At 72.3% G+C, this 13,090-nt stretch carries 16 protein-coding genes; 6 read left to right on the top strand and 10 right to left on the bottom strand.

The features are described from left to right. Positions 1 to 15 precede the first annotated feature (15 nt). The 5 genes from ACGFZA_RS38225 to ACGFZA_RS38205 are packed head-to-tail and all read right to left on the bottom strand — an operon-like array spanning position 16 to position 4,978. Positions 16 to 729, bottom strand: coding sequence for a VIT family protein (locus ACGFZA_RS38225; RefSeq protein ID WP_385280703.1), 714 nt, complete (start codon positions 727 to 729; stop codon positions 16 to 18). A gap of 50 nt (positions 730 to 779) precedes the next feature. Then, positions 780 to 2,006, bottom strand: coding sequence for an amidohydrolase family protein (locus ACGFZA_RS38220; protein ID WP_393685302.1), 1,227 nt, complete (start codon positions 2,004 to 2,006; stop codon positions 780 to 782). Then, positions 2,003 to 3,280, bottom strand: coding sequence for an amidohydrolase family protein (locus ACGFZA_RS38215; protein WP_385280709.1), 1,278 nt, complete (start codon positions 3,278 to 3,280; stop codon positions 2,003 to 2,005). The genes ACGFZA_RS38220 and ACGFZA_RS38215 overlap by 4 nt, the downstream gene beginning before the upstream one ends. 16 nt (positions 3,281 to 3,296) lie before the next feature. Continuing rightward, entirely contained in the window at positions 3,297 to 4,181 is an 885-nt protein-coding gene (locus tag ACGFZA_RS38210) for an SDR family NAD(P)-dependent oxidoreductase (protein ID WP_385280712.1), read from the bottom strand. Next, positions 4,178 to 4,978, bottom strand: a complete 801-nt coding sequence (locus ACGFZA_RS38205) for an acetoacetate decarboxylase family protein (RefSeq protein WP_385280715.1) — start codon at positions 4,976 to 4,978, stop codon at positions 4,178 to 4,180. Before ACGFZA_RS38205 ends, ACGFZA_RS38210 begins: the two co-directional genes overlap by 4 nt. A gap of 112 nt (positions 4,979 to 5,090) precedes the next feature. Between ACGFZA_RS38205 and ACGFZA_RS38200 the strand changes: the two genes are divergently transcribed. The 6 genes from ACGFZA_RS38200 to ACGFZA_RS38175 all read left to right on the top strand — a co-directional run bounded on the left by ACGFZA_RS38200 (position 5,091) and on the right by ACGFZA_RS38175 (position 10,628). Next, positions 5,091 to 5,747: a TetR/AcrR family transcriptional regulator gene (locus ACGFZA_RS38200; RefSeq protein WP_393685299.1), complete on the top strand. Its 657-nt coding sequence runs from the start codon at positions 5,091 to 5,093 to the stop codon at positions 5,745 to 5,747. 40 nt (positions 5,748 to 5,787) lie between these two features. After that, a complete protein-coding gene (locus tag ACGFZA_RS38195; RefSeq protein WP_393685297.1) occupies positions 5,788 to 6,792 on the top strand; it encodes a DEDDh family exonuclease in 1,005 nt (334 codons plus the stop codon). A gap of 64 nt (positions 6,793 to 6,856) precedes the next feature. Beyond that, complete coding sequence (locus ACGFZA_RS38190) at positions 6,857 to 7,090, top strand: hypothetical protein (RefSeq protein WP_073735263.1); 234 nt, start codon at positions 6,857 to 6,859, stop codon at positions 7,088 to 7,090. A gap of 68 nt (positions 7,091 to 7,158) precedes the next feature. Beyond that, positions 7,159 to 7,962 carry an SURF1 family protein gene (locus tag ACGFZA_RS38185; RefSeq protein ID WP_393685337.1) on the top strand — a complete coding sequence of 268 codons (804 nt, stop codon included), beginning with the start codon at positions 7,159 to 7,161 and terminating at the stop codon, positions 7,960 to 7,962. Positions 7,963 to 8,056: 94 nt separating this feature from the next. After that, positions 8,057 to 9,868, top strand: a complete 1,812-nt coding sequence (locus ACGFZA_RS38180) for a glycoside hydrolase family 15 protein (RefSeq protein ID WP_385280724.1) — start codon at positions 8,057 to 8,059, stop codon at positions 9,866 to 9,868. Positions 9,869 to 9,872: 4 nt separating this feature from the next. Next, a complete protein-coding gene (locus ACGFZA_RS38175) occupies positions 9,873 to 10,628 on the top strand; it encodes an SDR family oxidoreductase (protein ID WP_393685294.1) in 756 nt (251 codons plus the stop codon). 66 nt (positions 10,629 to 10,694) lie between these two features. Here ACGFZA_RS38175 and amaP read toward each other — a convergent pair whose 3' ends face one another. From amaP to ACGFZA_RS38150, 5 genes are read right to left on the bottom strand one after another with little or no spacing between them, the layout of a single operon-like run. Further along, positions 10,695 to 11,282 carry an alkaline shock response membrane anchor protein AmaP gene (gene amaP / locus ACGFZA_RS38170; RefSeq protein ID WP_393685292.1) on the bottom strand — a complete coding sequence of 196 codons (588 nt, stop codon included), beginning with the start codon at positions 11,280 to 11,282 and terminating at the stop codon, positions 10,695 to 10,697. After that, positions 11,279 to 11,950, bottom strand: coding sequence for a DUF6286 domain-containing protein (locus ACGFZA_RS38165; protein ID WP_385280732.1), 672 nt, complete (start codon positions 11,948 to 11,950; stop codon positions 11,279 to 11,281). The genes amaP and ACGFZA_RS38165 overlap by 4 nt, the downstream gene beginning before the upstream one ends. Further along, positions 11,947 to 12,309, bottom strand: coding sequence for an Asp23/Gls24 family envelope stress response protein (locus ACGFZA_RS38160; RefSeq protein WP_385280735.1), 363 nt, complete (start codon positions 12,307 to 12,309; stop codon positions 11,947 to 11,949). The genes ACGFZA_RS38165 and ACGFZA_RS38160 overlap by 4 nt, the downstream gene beginning before the upstream one ends. Then, the gene (locus ACGFZA_RS38155; protein ID WP_136330255.1) at positions 12,306 to 12,497 is read right to left on the bottom strand and encodes a hypothetical protein; all 192 of its coding nucleotides are present in this window, start codon (positions 12,495 to 12,497) and stop codon (positions 12,306 to 12,308) included. Before ACGFZA_RS38155 ends, ACGFZA_RS38160 begins: the two co-directional genes overlap by 4 nt. 30 nt (positions 12,498 to 12,527) lie before the next feature. Beyond that, positions 12,528 to 13,022: an Asp23/Gls24 family envelope stress response protein gene (locus tag ACGFZA_RS38150; protein ID WP_385280737.1), complete on the bottom strand. Its 495-nt coding sequence runs from the start codon at positions 13,020 to 13,022 to the stop codon at positions 12,528 to 12,530. Positions 13,023 to 13,090 lie beyond the last annotated feature (68 nt).

Here is a 13,090-nt window from a genome sequence, read left to right as displayed (position 1 = left end):
CCCGGAGCGCCGCCCTCACACCCCCACCGCCCCCAGCAACTCCCCCGCCACGTAGGTCACCGCCATCGCCACCGCGCCGCCGCCCATGTTCCGCAGCACCGCCGGGGCCACCGCCGCATCGCCCAGCCGGGCGCTCCACCAGCCCGTGAGGGCCAGGGCCGCGAGGACCGACAGCACGGTCACCAGGAGGCGGGCCGATGAGGGCGGCAGCACGATCGCCAGGAGCGGGAGCAGCGCGCCCACCGTGAACGCGAGGAAGCTGGCGCCCGCCGCGTGCCAGGGGTTCGTCAGGTCGTCCGGGTCGATGCCCAGCTCGACCTCGGCGTGGGCGCGCAGCGCGTCGCGTTCGGTGAGCTGCACTGCGGCCTCGCGGGCCACCTCCCGGCTGAGCCCCTTGCCCTCCAGCAGGCCGGTGAGCTCGACGAGTTCCGCCTCCGGTGCCTCCCGGAGCTCGCGCTTCTCCGTCGCCAGCGCGGCCTTCTCCGAGTCGCGCTGGGTGGAGACGGACACGTACTCGCCGGCCGCCATCGACATGGACCCGGCGAGCAGCCCCGCCAGGCCCGCGGTCAGGAGCGTGCCGCGGTCCCCGGTGGCCCCGGCGACACCGACGACGAGTCCGGCGGTGGAGACCACGCCGTCGTTGGCCCCGAGGACCGCGGCGCGCAGCCAGTTGAGCCGCGCGCCGAGTCCGTTGCCGTGCGGTTCGTCGTGTGCCGGGGTGTCCGTCATCCGGGGATGGTCTCACCTTCGGGTTCCGTCGCGGCGGAAGACCCCCGGCGTCACCAGACGCGGACCGATCCGCCCGGCGCGAAGGCGGGGCTGGTGGCGTCCTGCGGTACCTCCTTCAGGGGTTCGGCGATCTCGGCCACCGTGGGGCCCACCTCCGCCGCGATACGGTCCAGCGCCGCCAGGTCGAATCCGTAGACGCGGGCCGCGTTGCCGCCGGTCATCGCCGCGATCTCGGCCGGCGGCAGTCCGGCGTACGCGATCCGCAGGCCCTCCCGGGAGTAGGGGGCGGTGCCCTCGTCGTGCGGGTAGTCGCTGCCCCACATGATCTTGTCGAGGCCGATCCGGTCGCGCAGCGGCACCTCGTGGGGGCGCATGAAGCTGGCGCCGACGAAGCAGTTGTCGCGCCAGACCTCGCTGGGGCGTGCGCCCATCGACGCCGACAGACCCGCACCGAACTTGGACTCGGCGGTGGCCGCCCGGGTCGCCGCCGCGACGAGCCGGCCGTGGTAGTAGTCGAGCATCTCCACGATGCCGGGGATCCAGCCGGAGCCCTGTTCGGTGAGGACCAGCTTCAGCTCGGGGTGGCGGCGGAAGGCCCCGCCGAAGATCAGGTGCCACAGCGCCCGGTGCGAGAACCAGGTGGTCTCCACCATGAAGACGGCGCGGGCCGCCGGTTCGTCGCCGAGCGGCGGGGAGGCGGAGCCGCCGTGGTGGTTGACCGGTACGTCCAGCTCCGCGCAGACCGCCCACAACGGGTCGTACACCGCGGAGTACAGCTCCGGGACGCCGCTGCCCGGTGGGGTGCCGGGCAGCAGGATGCCGCCGGTCAGGCCCGCCTCCTTGGTGCGCCGGACCTCGCGCACCGCCTCGGCCGGGTCGTTGAGGAGGATCTGGGCGACGCCGGCCCGCCGGCCGGGGGCGGCGGCGCAGAAGTCGGCGAGCCAGCGGTTGTGGGCGCGCAGCCCCGCCCAGCGCTGTGCGTACTCCTGGCGGGAGGGCGCGGGGGCCATCAGCGAGGCGGAGGGGAAGAAGGGCGGGATGGTGTTGGGGAAGACGACTTCCGCGACGATGCCGTCCGCCTCCAGGTCGGCGAGGCGGCGGTCCGAGTTCCAGTTGCGGTCGGCGGTGTCGGCGACCAGGTCCTCGTACGGGTTGACGTAGGTCGCCGCCCAGGCGTCGAAGTCGTCGTGGTGCTCCGCCTCTAGGTACGGCTTGTAGTCGAGGAGGTCGGCGCCGGCGTGGCAGTCGGCGGAGATGACGGTGTAGCGGTCCGTCATGATGCCCCCAGGACCGGGAAGTCGTGGTCGGTGAGCCAGTGCCGGCCGACCTCGCGCGAACGGGCCCAGGACGCCTCGACCGCTGCCTGGTCGGGGCTCTGGCCCAGGTCGGCGGGGGTGGGGCCGATGCGCGCGGCCAGCGGGGCGAGCTTGTCGGTGTCGAAGCCGAAGACCTCCGCCGCGGCGAGGCCCAGCATCACGCGGGTCTCGGCGACGGGGATGTCGTGGAAGGTGTTGCGCAGCCAGTTCGCGGTGTCGGGCCAGGTGCCCTCGGGGTGCGGGAAGTCGCTGCCCCACAGGATGTTGCCGACGCCGATCTCGTACCGCTGGGCGAGCTCGCGGCGTTTGGTGTTGGTGGCGCAGACGAACACCTGCCGGTCGAGGTACTCGTGCGGCGGGCGCTTCAGTTCGGCGAACGGGGAGAGCTTCTTGCCGCCGTGGGCGCCGAGGTAGAGCCGGTCCATGAACCACAGGAGGTTCGGCAGCCACCAGCAGCCGGACTCCGCGACGCCGAACCTCAGTCCGGGGTGGCGTTCGAAGGCGCCCGACCAGAGGAGGAACCACAGGGGCCTGGACGGCCACCAGGTGACCTCGGAGACGTAGATGCCGAGATGGTCGCCGTACTCGTGGCGCGGCGCCGCGCCGGAGTGGGTGACGATCGGCATCGCGGTCTCGGCGGCCGCCGCCCACACGGGGTCGTAGCGGCGGTCGTGGTACGGAGCCTTGTCCACCCACATCGAGGGGATCATCAGGGCGCCGAGGCCGGACTCCTTGGCCCGGTGGATCTCGGCGACGACCCGGTCCACCTCACCGGTGACGGGCAGCAGGGCCACGCCGCAGTGGCGTTCGGGGTGCCGGGAGACGAAGTCGGCGAGCCAGCGGTTGTGGGCCTGCGCGCCGGCCATGCCCAGCTCGGGGTCCTGGTCGCCGGAGAGGCCGAGGCCGACCCCGAAGGGGGCTGCGGTGCGGCTGTCCACGGCGTCCGCGTCGGGGAAGACGACCTCGGCCGCCACCCCGTCGCCGTCGAGCTCCTTGAGCCGCTGGGCGCTGTCCCAGCCGCCCCTGAGGCCCTCCTCGTTGTCGTGGAACCACTTGTCGGCGAAGGCCTCGTTGCGTACGCCGAGGCGGGTCATCTCCTCGCGGCGGCGGTCGCGGCCGGCCAGGAAGTCGTCGAACTCGCGGTGGTAGCGGCTGTCGAGATAGGGCCGGTACTCCTCGGTGGGCAGTCCGGCGTGGCAGTCGGAGGAGATGATCAGGTACGGGTCGTCAGTCATCGCTAGGGCCGGCTCCTCAGTCGAGAACGAAACTCTCCAGGTACGACGGGTTGGCCCGGTCCAGCATCGACTGCGACCTGGCGCGGATCTGCCGGTCGCTGTGCTCGCTGTCGGGCAGCATCCAGAAGCGGTCGGCGCGGATCCCGTCCACGACGGTCGCGGCGACGTCCTCCACGGGGGTGAACTCCACCTCGTGGCCCGCCGACCTCATCGCGGCCTCCCACTGGTCGAGGCTGCGGTACGGGGTGCGGCGCGGACGCTCCTTGGCGTACCGCTCGGGCCTGTTGCGGTGCGACTCCCACAGTCCGGTGCGCAGCATGTGCGGGCCGGGGAAGAGGACCGAGGCACCGACCGCCGCGCCCTCCGCCCTCAGGTGGGCGTACAGCGACTCGGTCATCGTGACGACGGCGGACTTGGTGACCGCGTACACGGACGCGGTGGGCAGGGGGGCGATCCCGCCGTCGCCGGACGAGGTGTTGACGACGTGACCGGGGGCACCGTCCGCCAGCATGCGCGGCAGGAAGGCCTGGATGCCGTGGAAGACGCCCCACACGTTGACGGCGAAGGCCCATTTCCAGTCGTTGGGGTCGTGCTCCCACATCCGGCCCTCGGCGCCGGAGCCGACCCCGGCGTTGTTGCACAGCACGTGCACGGCGCCGAAGGTGTCGTACGCGGCCTCGGCCAGCGCCTGGACGGATGCGCGCTCGCTGACGTCGACGGGCCGGGCCAGCACCTGTGCGCCCTCCGCGCGCAGCTCACCGGCCGCCTTGTCGAGTGCGCCCTCCTCCACGTCGGCGAGCACGACCTTCAGTCCCTCGGCCGCGAACCTCCGGGCCATCGCGAGGCCGATGCCGCTCGCGGCGCCGGTGACGACGGCGGTCTGTCCCTCCTGAAGCCTCATCGGACACTCCCCTGCGGCGGGCCGTCATGGATCTGCTGCGGGTCGTCGTAGCGCTGGTGGATGTACGGCAGCAGCGCGTCGGCGCTCACGCGCTCGACGGCCCGGCCCTGCTGGTCGCTGGTCTTCTCGCCGATGGTGAGGCCGACGACGCGGAGCACGGGGAGGTCGGCGACCGGGTCGTACATGGACTCGCGCAGGACCACGTCGCCGGTGATCCGCTCCAGCCGGCGGACCTTCTCGTGGCGGGTGCAGTGGATCAGTACGGGATCGGCGTCGAAGCCCTCACCGTCCACGGCGGGCAGGAACTTGAAGTAGAAGTCGAGCTTGGTGGCCGGTGCGGGCAGCGGAAGCGGTTCGGCGACCGCACCGCGGATCTCGACGAAGGCGATGCCGTGACGGGCGAGCGAGGCCCGTACGACGAGCCCCTCGCGCTCCACGCTCACCTCGCCGAGCTTCTTCGGCTCGCCGAACACCTCACGGCCGCCGGTCAGGGCCCGCTCGTGGGTCATCGGCATGACCAGCGGGTACCAGCCCTCGTGCCCGTCGTGAACGGCGGCGACGGCGACGGAGCCCGCGCCCAGGGGGTAGCCGGGGAGGTCGACCTTGCTGATGCTCGCCCGGACGAGCGGGCGTCCGGAGGGTTTCAGGGGCGGCGGGAGGACGGCCGCCACGGCGTCGGGGTCGCTCTCCCAGACGGCGCTCACGCCGGTGGACCAGATGTCGGGGAGCCGGGAGCGGGCCTCGCGGGCCGCCGATATCTCGGCCTCGGTGCGCGCGCCGTACCGTACACGTGCCATGCGGTGCCACCCTTCTCGGTTGTCCGTGCCGGGTTCTGTAACACAGTTACACCGGAGCTCGCGAAGGGTAAATAGCCGTGCGTGTAACGGAGTTCCGGAGACTGGAGGAGTCGTGGCGCGATCGTCGCTGACCCGCGAGGAGGTCCTCGCGGCCGCTGCGGGACTCGTGCGGCAGCACGGACCGCAGACCCTCACCATGCGCAAGCTGGCCGCCGAGCTGGGCACCGCCGTCACGTCGATCTACTGGCACGTCGGCAACCGCGAGTCGCTGCTGGACGCCCTCGTCGAGCGCACGGTCCAGGAGATGGGCACCCTGCGTCCGGCCGGGCGCACTCCGGCCGCCCGGATCGTCTCCGTGGCCCGGGGGCTGCGCCGCGAACTGCGCGCCCGTCCGCATCTGATCGCGATGGTCCACGAACGGGGGCTGACGGAACAGATGTTCCTGCCGGCCCAGCAGGCGCTCGTCCACGAGGTCCACTCCGCGGGGCTGCGCGGCGCGCGGGCGGCGGACGCGGTGCGGGCGGTGCAGTTCCACACCGTCGGCTTCCTGCTCGTCGAGCGCAACCGGGAGCGGTCGCCCGTCCAGTCGCCGGCTGAGGGGGACCTGTGGTCCGTCTCCACCGCGGACGACGATCCGGTTCTGGCCCGGACACTGGCCCGGCCCGCCGACCCGGACCGGATGTTCGCCGTCTCCGTACAGGCCCTGGTGGACGGGCTGCTGGCCGTCCGCGGGAGCCGGGCCGACTCATCAGGGAGGGCCCGGGGGTGACGGCCGAATAGGGGACTGTCGGTGGCGGCCCGTATTCTCTGTGACCATGCTCGACGACCGCCAGACCGCAGCACCGTGGCCGACCGCCTACCCGCAGGGGTACGCGGTCGTCGACGTGGAGACCACCGGACTCGCACGGGACGACCGGATCATCTCCGCCGCCGTCTACCGCCTGGACGCGCAGGGCAACGTGGAGGACCACTGGTACACCCTCGTCAACCCGGAGCGTGATCCCGGCCCCGTCTGGATCCACGGGCTGACGAGCGATGTCCTGAAAGGCGCCCCGCTCTTCCCGGAGGTGGCCGCCCAGCTCTCCGAACGGCTCGCCGACCGCGTCCTCGTCGCCCACAACGCAGCCTTCGACTGGTCGATGCTCGCCCGAGAGTACGCGCGGGCCTCGGTGATCGCCCCCGTCCAGCAGCGGCTGTGCACCATCGCGCTCGCCAAGGAGCTGCGGCTGCCGCTGCCCAACCACAAGCTGGAGTCGCTTGCCGCGCACTTCGGCGTGGTGCAGCAGCGCGCGCACCACGCGCTGGACGACGCCCGGGTGCTGGCCGAGGCGTTCCGCCCCAGCCTGCACGCTGCGGCGCGGGACGGAATGCGGCTGCCGCTGCTGGAGTGCCGGCCGCTGACGGAGTGGTCGGACTCCCCCGTCACCCCGCGGATCGGCTACCAGCCCTCGTACGGCACGCAGAGCAGCTGGCGCCCCTCGCGCAAGCGTCCGGCCTGCCCGTATCCGAATCCGGGGCGGTACGAGAAGGACAAACCTCTCATGCAGGGCATGCGGGTGGCGTTCTCCGGAGACACCTCGATCGACCGCGAGCTCCTGGAGGACCGGGCGGTGGAGGCGGGACTGCACGTGGCGACGAGCGTCTCCCGGCTGACGAGCCTGCTCGTGACCAACGACCCGGACGCGGCGACGTCGAAGACGGTGAAGGCGAAGTCGTTCGGCACTCCGATCCTGGAGGAGAGCGCGTTCACCCATCTCCTGCGGGACGTGGCACCGGCCGGGAAGGTGCCGGCGCCGACGCCGTCATCGGAGTGAACCGGGGGCGACTCGCCCGCCCGCCGCTCGCCCGCCGCCGCCCCGGCATCCCACCCTGTGGCGCATGGCACGTTGCGAGGTATGCGGAAACGACTACGGGATGTCCTTCGAAGTGCACGCGCAGGGCGCGATTCATGTCTTCGACTGCTTCTCCTGCGCCATTCACCGCATGGCGCCCATCTGTGAGCACTGCCGGGTCCAGGTCATCGGCCAGGGTGTCGAGGTCGACGGGCACTGGTTCTGCGGGGGTCACTGCGCCCGCGCGGAGGGGAAGGTGGGCATCATCGACAAAGTCTGAGCACCGGGCGCCCCCCTGCCCCCACCCCCTCCGCGATGCACCTCATGACGCAGTTGTACCGTCATGGGGTGTACCGCTTCCTGTTGACCCGGCAGTGGCTGATTCTCGCCCTCATCGCCCTCGTCATGATCCCGACGATGGTCGAGCTGGGCTTCTGGCAGCTGCACCGGCATGAGCACAAGGTCGCGCAGAACGCCCTGATCTCGCACAACCTCAAGGCGAAGCCCGTGCCGGTCGCCGGGCTCACCTCCCCGGGTCACGTCGTTCCGCGCGCGGACTACTGGCGTGCGGTGACGGCCACCGGGACGTACGACGAGAAGCACGAGGTCGTCGTCCGGCGCAGGACCGCCACCGACGGCAGCATCGGCGTCCATGTGCTGATCCCGTTCGACCTCAAGGGCGGCGGCACGGTCATGATCAACCGCGGCTGGGTCCCGTCCGCCGCCGACCAGCACGCCTTCCCCGACGTGCCGGCCGTGCCCAAGGGCGAGGTGACCGTCACCGGGCGGCTCAAGGCCGACGAGACGACGAGCGCCAGCGGCATCAAGGACATCTCGGACCTGCCGGACCGGCAGGTGATGCTGATCAACAGTGCCCAGCAGGCGAAGCTCCTGTCCCGGCCGGTGCTCGGCGGCTACATCGAGCAGACCGGGCCGGAGCCGAAGGGCGACAGCCCCGAGCTGATCGAGGCTCCCGACGACAGCTCCATCGGCCCGCACATGGCGTACGCCGTGCAGTGGTGGCTGTTCGCCGCCGGTGTCCCGGTCGGCTACGTGGTGCTGGCCCGCCGGGAGAAGCGCGACCGGGTGGCGGCGGCGGCCGAGGCCGTCGCGCAGGCCGACGCGGCGGAGCCCGAGCCGGCGAAGGCCTGACGGCGCGTCCGGACCGGCGCCCGCCGGGGTGACTCCCGCCTCTCCTGACACCGTGGCTGCTTAGCGGGGGCCAGGTTCGGGAACACGCCACAACGTGACCCCACGCATCGAGGACTACGCCCTCATCGGCGATCTCCAGACAGCCGCCCTGGTCGGCAGGAACGGTTCTGTCGACTGGCTCTGCCTGCCCCGCTTCGACTCGGGCGCCTGCTTCGCCGCGCTGCTCGGCGACGAGGAGAACGGCCACTGGCGCATCGCCCCGAAGGGCGCGGACACCTGTACGCGCCGCGCCTACCGCGGTGACTCCCTCGTCCTGGAGACGTTCTGGGAGACCCGCACCGGCACCGTCAAGGTCATCGACTTCATGCCGCAGCGCGACCACGAGCCCGATGTGATGCGGATCGTCGAGGGTGTCAGCGGCACGGTCGACATGGCCTCGGTGATCCGGCTGCGCTTCGACTTCGGCTCCGTCGTGCCGTGGATGCGCCGCTCGCAGGGCCAACGGGTGGCGGTCGCGGGGCCCGACTCCGCCTGGCTGCGCAGCGAACCGCCCGTCAAGACCTGGGGCCAGCAGTTCTCCACGTGCTCCTCGTTCAGCGTCTCCGCGGGCGAACAGGTGGCCTTCGTCCTGACCTGGCATCCCTCGCACTCGCCCCGCCCCGATCTCGTCGACCCGTACGAGGCGCTGGAGAACACCCTCTCCGACTGGGCCGAGTGGTCCGCCCGGTGCACGTACGAGGGGCCCTACCGGGAAGCCGTGATCCGTTCACTGATCACCCTCAAGGCGCTCACCTTCGGTCCGACCGGCGGCATCGTGGCGGCCCCCACCACCTCGCTCCCGGAGGACATCGGCGGCGTACGGAACTGGGACTACCGCTTCTGCTGGCTGCGGGACTCCACACTCACCCTCGGCGCGCTGACCTCGGCCGGCTATCTGGAGGAAGCCGCCGCGTGGCGGAACTGGCTGCTGCGCGCGGTCGCCGGGGATCCCGCCGATCTGCAGATCATGTACGGGCTGGCGGGCGAGCGCCGGCTGCCCGAGGCGGAGCTTCCGTGGCTGCGCGGCTACGAGAACTCCGCCCCCGTCCGGATCGGCAACGCCGCCGTGCGCCAGCGTCAGCTCGACGTGTACGGCGAGGTCATCGACTCGCTCCGGCTGGCCCGGTCCGCCGGTCTGGACGACGCGCCGCACGCCTGGAGCCTCCAGCTCAGCCTGCTCGGATTCCTGGAGTCCACCTGGCGCGAACCGGACGAGGGGCTCTGGGAGATCCGCGGCCGGCGCCGCCACTTCGTGCACTCCAAGGTGATGGCCTGGGTGGCGGCCGACCGCGCGGTGCGCAGTCTGGAGGAGGACCCCTCGCTGTCCGGCGACGCGGACCGCTGGCGGGCGATGCGGGACGCCGTGCACCGGGAGGTGTGCGAGAAGGGGTACGACCCGGTGCGCAACACCTTCACCCAGTCCTACGGGTCGCGGGAGCTGGACGCCGCGACGCTGCTGATCGCCCGGACCGGGTTCCTGCCGCCGGACGACCCGCGCGTCATCGGGACGGTGGACGCCGTACGGGACGAACTGGGCAGCGACGGACTGGTGCGCCGCTACAGCACGGACAACACGGCCGTCGACGGACTCCCGGGCGGCGAGGGAGCGTTCCTCGCCTGCTCGTTCTGGCTGGCGGACGCGTTGCTGATGACCGGACGTACCGAGGAGGCCACCGAACTCTTCGAGCGGCTGCTGGCACTCCGCAACGACGTGGGGCTGCTCGCCGAGGAGTACGACACCGCGGCCGGGCGCCAGCTCGGCAACTTCCCGCAGGCCTTCAGCCACATCGGGCTCGTCGGAACGGCGGTGGCACTGGCCGCAGCGCGGACCGCCGAGGACGGGGCGCGGGAGCAGGAGGCAGGATAGGACCATGGATCTTGGACTGAAGGACCGTGTGTACATCGTCACCGGAGCGACCCGGGGGCTGGGCAACGCCACGGCACGCGCCCTGGTCGCCGACGGCGCGAAAGTGGTCATCACCGGCCGCGACGAGAAGACCGTCCGCGAGGCCGCAGACGAACTGGGCCCGGACGCCGTCGGGCTGGCCGCCGACAACGCCGACCCGGGCATGGCGCAGCGGCTCGTGGAGTCCGCGAAGGAGGGGTTCGGCCGGCTCGACGGCATCCTCATCAGCGTCGGCGGCCCCGCACCGGGCTCCGCCGCGGACAACACGGACGCGCAGTGGCAGTCGGCCTTCGAATCGGTGTTCCTGGGCGCGGTGCGGCTGGCCCGGACAGCGGCCGCGGCGCTCCGCGAAGGCGGGGTCATCGGCTTCGTGCTCTCCGGCTCCGTCCACGAACCGATCTCCGGACTGACCATCTCCAACGGGCTGCGCCCCGGTCTGGCCGGCTTCGCCAAGTCGCTGGCCGACGAGCTCGGTCCGCGGGGCATCCGCGTGGTGGGCGTGCTGCCGTCCCGGATCGACACGGACCGGGTCCGTGAACTGGACGCGCTGTCCGGCAACGCGGAAGCCTCGCGCACGGCCAACGAGGCGTCCATCCCGCTGCGCCGGTACGGCACTCCGCAGGAGTTCGGCCGGACGGCGGCCTTCCTGCTCTCGCCCGCCGCCTCGTACCTGACGGGCATCATGGTGCCGGTCGACGGCGGGGCCCGGCGCGGCTTCTGACGGCGCGGTACGCGTCGGGGCCGGACGATGCCCGCCGTCCGGCCCCGACGCGTCGCCCTCCGCCCCTCAGCTCACCCGCTCCGCCCGGTGCTTGACCGCCTTCAGCCGCACCTCAGCCGGCAGCTCCGCCAGCCCCGCCGAGTCCCTGGCGTGGGCCAGCGCCTCGTCGGTGAGCCGGCCCAGTGCCTCATCGGGTGCGGCGTGCGGCTCCATCAGCAGCCGGATCCGGGCCTGCGGCGTGCTGCGCCGGCCGGTCAGCACGACCTGGGCGCGGGCCACCCCGTCCAGGGCGCCCGCCTCCTGTGCGAGCACGCCCTCCAGGGCGCGGCCGCGCAGCAGCGCGCCCTCGCCGTCGCCACTGTCCACGAGCACTTCGGAGAGGCGGGCGCGGCGGAACTGGGCCAGCAGCCACCACAGCGCGAGCACCACCAGGACCGCGAGGACCGCGATCACCACCGGCCACCACCATCCCTCGGAGCGCCAGCGGTCCCGGTCGGCCTCGCTGAGCAGGACGTCGCGCTTGCCGTACCAGGGCCACCAGGACGGCACGGAGAGCCCGAGCGCCGCGGCCAGTACCCCGCCGCCCACGCAGACCAGCACCAGTCCGGCGAGGCCGAGCAGTACCCGGTTGACGGTCCCGATCACGCCGCTCACCCCTTCTTCGCCGGACGGCGGACATGGACGGACAGGCTCGGCTGCCTGGCCAGCCCGAGTTCCTTGATGCCGGTGGAGAGCACGGTGTCCAGATCGGCGCGTACGTCGTCGAGTTCACGGAAGTGCGAGACGGCCCGCACCCCCACCTTGCTCCGGCCCATCCGGACCCGGACCGACTGCACACCGGACACCTCCACGGCCCGGTCGCGCAGGACCATGGCCGCCGCGGTCCGGTCGAGGGCGGCCCGTACGCCCGGGCGGTCGCGGCGCATCGGCAGCAGATCACGCAGTCCGGGCGTGAGCGCGAGGACGATCAGCCACAGTCCCAGCGCCACCGCCACCGAGGCGCCCGTCAGCACCCAGACGTCGTCCAGCCGGCGCTCGGCCAGTTCGTCGGCCAGCGAGCGGCGCCACCGCATCGCCGGGTGGTCGGCACGGACCGCCGCGACGTCGTAGAGAAGAAGTCCCGCGCCGCCCAGGACCACCAGGGCGGTGATACCCGCGGGAATGCGGCGGGCGGACCAGAAGCGGCCCGCTCCGCCCTCGCTCCGTTCCCTGGCCGGGACCGGGTCGTACGCCGCGGACGACGCCGACTGATCCAGTTCGAGCACGGACCCGTGTTCCACCACGGGTTCCGCGCTGCTCTCCGGGTTCTGGGGCTCGGTCATCGGATCCTCCCCTGCGCCGCGAGGCTCGCTCCTGAGGGGTGCAGGCGCTCGACCTGTACGGCCACTTCGGGCACCTCCATCCCCGCCAACGCCTCTACCCGCATCGCGACCCTGCGACGCACCGCGCCGCACTGGCGCCCGATGTCGCTGGGATATCCGAGCTCCAGACTCACCCGTACGCGGGCGGTGTCACGGTGCACCGTGACCGTCGCCCGCGGCGAGGCGGCGTCCTTCGCGGGCTCGTCGACCGCCTCCTTCGCCGCCTGCGCGGCGATCTTCGCGACGACCCGGTCGGCGATCCGGGTCTCCCCGCGCTCCGCGGCGGCGACCCGGCCGCCCGCCCCCGACAACGCCGTCACCGCCGTCGGTCGCCGCGATCGCGACTCCGGAAGAAGTCGCCGGGCTCCAGGTCACCGTCGAGGAAGCGACCGGCGATGAACCCGATCGCCCCCAGGGCGGCCACCAGCAGGAAGGCACCGAACCCGCCGAAGTACCCGGCGAACCCGAGCGCCATGCCGGCCACCATGCCGACCACAGCCATGCTCATCTGCGCTCCTCAACTGCCTTTGACGGAGGACTACTGGACACGTGGCTCGGACTGGTCCTCGTCGTCGTCCTCGTCGGGCAGCTTCACATCGCTCACCGCGATGTTGACCTCGATGACTTCGAGGCCCGTCATCCGCTCGACCGCCGCGACGACGTTCTCCCTCACATCGCGGGCGACCTCGCTGATCGACACGCCGTAGTCGACGACGATCTCCAGGTCGAGGGCCGTCTGGGACTCGCCGACCTCGGCCTTCACACCGCGCGTCACCGACTTGGAACCGCCGGGGACGCGGTCGCGCACCGCGCCGAAGGTCCGCGAGAGTCCGCTGCCCATCGCGTGCACGCCGACCACGTCGCGCGCCGCCATTCCGGCGATCTTCTCGACCACACCGTCGGCGATCGTCGTGCGGCCGCGGGTGGCGGGGTCTCCCCCGCCGCGCTTGGTCAGCGCATTGCTCCTGCTGTCGCCGCCCGTCGAGTCCTTGTCGGGGTTCTCGGGCCGGTTCCGCTGTGGGGTCTCGGTCATCGCCGTTCTTCCCTTCGGGGCAGATTGGACTTCCTTGCCCACATTAAGTGCGCTTGCCCGGTCTCGCG

This window comes from Streptomyces sp. NPDC048211, from assembly GCF_043202315.1.
Classification (GTDB): Bacteria; Actinomycetota; Actinomycetes; order Streptomycetales; family Streptomycetaceae; genus Streptomyces.
The sequence above is the reverse complement of the archived record's forward strand: the minus strand, read 5'-3'. Positions and strand labels throughout refer to the sequence as shown.

Coding starts and splice junctions, on each gene's coding strand:
- ACGFZA_RS38225 (WP_385280703.1), bottom strand. CDS start 729: ATGACGGACACCCCGGCACACGACGAACCGCACGGCAACGGACTCGGC.
- ACGFZA_RS38165 (WP_385280732.1), bottom strand. CDS start 11,950: ATGACCGAGCCCCAGAACCCGGAGAGCAGCGCGGAACCCGTGGTGGAA.
- ACGFZA_RS38205 (WP_385280715.1), bottom strand. CDS start 4,978: ATGGCACGTGTACGGTACGGCGCGCGCACCGAGGCCGAGATATCGGCG.
- ACGFZA_RS38190 (WP_073735263.1), top strand. CDS start 6,857: ATGGCACGTTGCGAGGTATGCGGAAACGACTACGGGATGTCCTTCGAA.
- ACGFZA_RS38220 (WP_393685302.1), bottom strand. CDS start 2,006: ATGACGGACCGCTACACCGTCATCTCCGCCGACTGCCACGCCGGCGCC.
- ACGFZA_RS38155 (WP_136330255.1), bottom strand. CDS start 12,497: ATGAGCATGGCTGTGGTCGGCATGGTGGCCGGCATGGCGCTCGGGTTC.
- ACGFZA_RS38150 (WP_385280737.1), bottom strand. CDS start 13,022: ATGACCGAGACCCCACAGCGGAACCGGCCCGAGAACCCCGACAAGGAC.
- ACGFZA_RS38215 (WP_385280709.1), bottom strand. CDS start 3,280: ATGACTGACGACCCGTACCTGATCATCTCCTCCGACTGCCACGCCGGA.
- ACGFZA_RS38210 (WP_385280712.1), bottom strand. CDS start 4,181: ATGAGGCTTCAGGAGGGACAGACCGCCGTCGTCACCGGCGCCGCGAGC.
- ACGFZA_RS38175 (WP_393685294.1), top strand. CDS start 9,873: ATGGATCTTGGACTGAAGGACCGTGTGTACATCGTCACCGGAGCGACC.